Genomic DNA, 3,364 nt, shown 5'->3' with positions numbered 1-3,364 from the left:
ATATAAATAACTGCGAGGCAGGTGAAATGAAAATGAAAATCATAGCAATAACTCTTTTCGCACTGCTAAACTTTATTCTAGTCAGTTCAGCAGAGGCCGACGAAAGCGTACAGAATGAGCAATATGAGGCATCCGTCTTTTTCGAAGTGGATGCGTATATTGCACGTGAAATGAAGCGACAGCGCCTTCCGGGTCTCGCTCTCGGGATTGTAAAGGACGATCGCATCCTTTACCTCAAGGGTTATGGTCATGCAGATTCATCCGGCCGTCCTGTAACGCCTGAGACCCCTTTTGGAATAGGTTCGATCGGCAAGTCGATTACGGCCATGGCTATTCTGCAACTTGTCGAAAGAGGTGAAATCGAGTTAGATGCTCCTATTCAGCGCTATATCCTCAACAAGTTTAACGGTGCAGAGTCCATTACTGTACGTCAACTGCTTAACCAAACAAGTGGGTTCTCCCAAATCTCGACTTTTAGCAATACGCTATCAAGTATCAACGATCCATATTCAGATGCTCTGGAGAAAAACGCTCTATCTTATGCGGAAAAGTTTTTAAAGATAACCAATAAAACCGAACATCCTTACAGGTATTCGAATGCAAATTATGTACTCCTTGGTTATATTGTGCAACAAGTATCTGGTCAGTCCTATGGCGAATATGTGAAGGAACATATTTTCAACCCTCTGTCCATGCATAACAGTTTTGTTACACTCGACGAAGCAACTGTAAACGGCCTAGCTACGCCCTACCGCCGAATATTTGGATATAACCTTGCCTACGATGGCCCCTATGCTTATATCCCGGGGGATGCGCCGGCGGGGTATCTCTATTCCAGTGCGAAGGACATGAGCCATTACTTGATAGCCCATTTGAACGGAGGTCAATATAAAGATAATTCCGTGCTCTCTTCGGAAAGCACGCGACTCATGCAGACCGAACCAGTTCCGGGAACATACGGCATGGGTTGGAGCACAGATTACATTAATGATTTACAAGTTTTCGGTTCGCCAGGTGGTTCATTAGGCTTCCAGGCCCAAACTTTTATCGTTCCAGAACAACAACTGGGTATTATCGTGTTCGCTAACGTGCTTGACGCGATCGATGCCGCTTGGCCCAACAAAACCCACGTCATTACGACTACCCACATCGCCTCTGGTGTCATAAACATACTGAATAAACAACCGATTGGAGGATCAGGTCCAAGCATCTCGCAGAAATACTGGCTCGTAAATGGATTAATATTCATATTAAGCGCATGGTTATTATATACGACCGCTAGAACTGCGAAGCAATGCCTTGGGCTTTGGGGTTCTGGCAAACCTGGCTATGCTGAGATATCTATCAAAGTGATATCAAGAATTTTTCTGCATTTTGCAGGCCTGTTTATTATCCTATTGTTGAGTTTGACCCCACTTGTGCCGATATGGCATATAGCAGCAATCTTTCAGCCTGACGTCATTCTGTGGCTGAAGACAGCAGCTGTATTTCTGGCTCTGAAGGGAAGCATGGAGATCATTCGGTTGGTTTGGTCAATTAGGCAAAGACATTCCATGAAATCTTAAAGAATTTATCATAATCGAGTTATCGGGTAGGCTAAATAGATGCCCTTAGCCCATTTAGAGCCTGTTATACTCGTAGGAACTGAAGTTTCCAAAGCGAATTTACACAATCAAGAGTTTATTGATTCTAAGGATATACAAATAGGTGATACCGTTGTTATCCAAAAGGCAGGGGATATCATTCCTGAAGTTGTAAGAAGTATTCCTGAGAAAATTAGGCATTAAAATAATTGATGAAGAAGAATTCAACAATATGTTAAAGTAAAAAAGTCAGCTCAGAATGGTCAAGATGGTGTGCTTAATGAATAAGTGGCACACCTCTTATATTTAATTTGTGTTTTAATAACTGAGAGCAATATTATTTATTGCAAAGTTCATTTAAGTGGTGTGAAATAATTTGTTCCGTTTTTTCAATTGTGAATATATCGGGTCTTAAAAGAGCATGAACGGATAAGCCTTCAATGATGACGGCAAGCCTTAATTTTTCGATTTCAATATTTATGGTTTTATTTATATAGCCTGCTTTTATTAATATTTCCAGCAGTGCTTCCATTAAAATATATTCTCCTTCAGTTAGTTCATCTTTTTTTGCGTTCAATGCTGCACTAGTAAGTGAGCGGATGGCGAAAACTAACCAAACACCCGTTTCAGTTTGTTTATCCTGACTCACCGGGACTAATTCTAACAACGTTTCACGTACCGCATTAAGAGGGTTTGTTGACCAGGATATATTCTCCGACCTTTCTTTCCCGCGAGCAAGAAAATATTCCATGATAAATAATAGTAGTTCATCTTGGTTTGAGAAATAATGTCTTAGTGCTCCGGTAGACATTCCAGCCTCAGATGCGATTCTGCGGATAGATGCTCTTTCAATGCCTTCCGTTTCGATAATTTTCCAAGCTGTTTCAGCGATAATCTTCCTTTTATGATCATGATCAACGATTTTTGGCACTTAAATCACCTCTTGATTTTATTTAGCACACTGTGTTATCATCATTTTATCACAGTGTGCGAAATAAATAAATATGGAGGATGTTTAGGTGCTTGAAATCATTGAATCATTAATTCCTACCAACATAGATTTCACAACAGCACTTCTCATTATTGTGCTCTGTGCTTTCATTGACATTTTAAGCCCCGGGGTATTGGCCATCACAGCTTATATCCTTCTAATACAAAGAGAAAAATTGGCATCGCGTTTGATGGTTTTTTTAATATCTACACAATTTTGCTATTTTATGATGGGTATCTTGGTTTATCTGGGAGTTGGGCAGATATTTGGTTTTATAGAAAGCGTGACTAACAATCAAATTTCAAGTTGGTTTTATACGATACTTGGAGCCGTCCTTGTACTCATTAGTTTTTATAAGCCTAAAAAAGGAATGGAATCCCGATTTTTGGAATGGTTACCTAAACAAATATCAATAAGTGCAATGATTATACTCGGTATTATTGTATTTGCGATCGAGTTTACCACAGCCTTGCCGTATTTTTACTCGATTTTATTAATGGATAGTTTAGCGTTTAATACCGGCTTGTCCATAAGTATTTTACTTGGCTATAACGTGCTTATGGTCCTTCCTTCAATTTTATTATTGTTCATTTATATTCTATTTAGAGGTTGGATACAGAATAAGCTAGAAAAACTAAAAACAAAATTAGTAAAAGCTCCATTGTCTTCTTTATTAGTGGGAGTGGCAGTTATTGGAGCAGTTTTATTCAATATTGGCATTAGGGGAATTCTATCGTGATATTAGTTATTTGGAAAGGGATGAATGATATGAAAGAGATTGCTGTAACCG

Annotated in this window: 3 protein-coding genes and 1 pseudogene; 3 read left to right on the top strand and 1 reads right to left on the bottom strand. The window is 39.3% G+C overall.

Annotated features, from left to right (window positions below):
• Both PSHG_RS29675 and PSHG_RS23470 read left to right on the top strand, forming a co-directional pair.
• On the top strand, positions 1 to 1,565 hold a 1,565-nt coding region (locus PSHG_RS29675), incomplete at its 5' end, for a serine hydrolase domain-containing protein (protein ID WP_010278572.1).
• Positions 1,566 to 1,607: 42 nt separating this feature from the next.
• Positions 1,608 to 1,775 (top strand): annotated as a pseudogene (locus PSHG_RS23470) (hypothetical protein); the annotation flags it as partial.
• Positions 1,776 to 1,920: 145 nt separating this feature from the next.
• On the opposite strand, the gene PSHG_RS23465 reads toward PSHG_RS23470, so the two are convergent.
• Entirely contained in the window at positions 1,921 to 2,514 is a 594-nt protein-coding gene (locus PSHG_RS23465) for a TetR/AcrR family transcriptional regulator (protein WP_010278568.1), read from the bottom strand.
• 88 nt (positions 2,515 to 2,602) lie between these two features.
• Between PSHG_RS23465 and PSHG_RS23460 the strand changes: the two genes are divergently transcribed.
• Entirely contained in the window at positions 2,603 to 3,313 is a 711-nt protein-coding gene (locus PSHG_RS23460; RefSeq protein WP_010278566.1) for a GAP family protein, read from the top strand.
• Positions 3,314 to 3,364 lie beyond the last annotated feature (51 nt).

This window comes from Paenibacillus senegalensis JC66, assembly GCF_000285515.1.
GTDB classification, from domain to species: Bacteria; Bacillota; Bacilli; order Paenibacillales; family NBRC-103111; genus Paenibacillus_L; species Paenibacillus_L senegalensis.
Note: the sequence above shows the minus strand (reverse complement) of the source record. Positions and strands in the feature narration are given on the sequence as shown.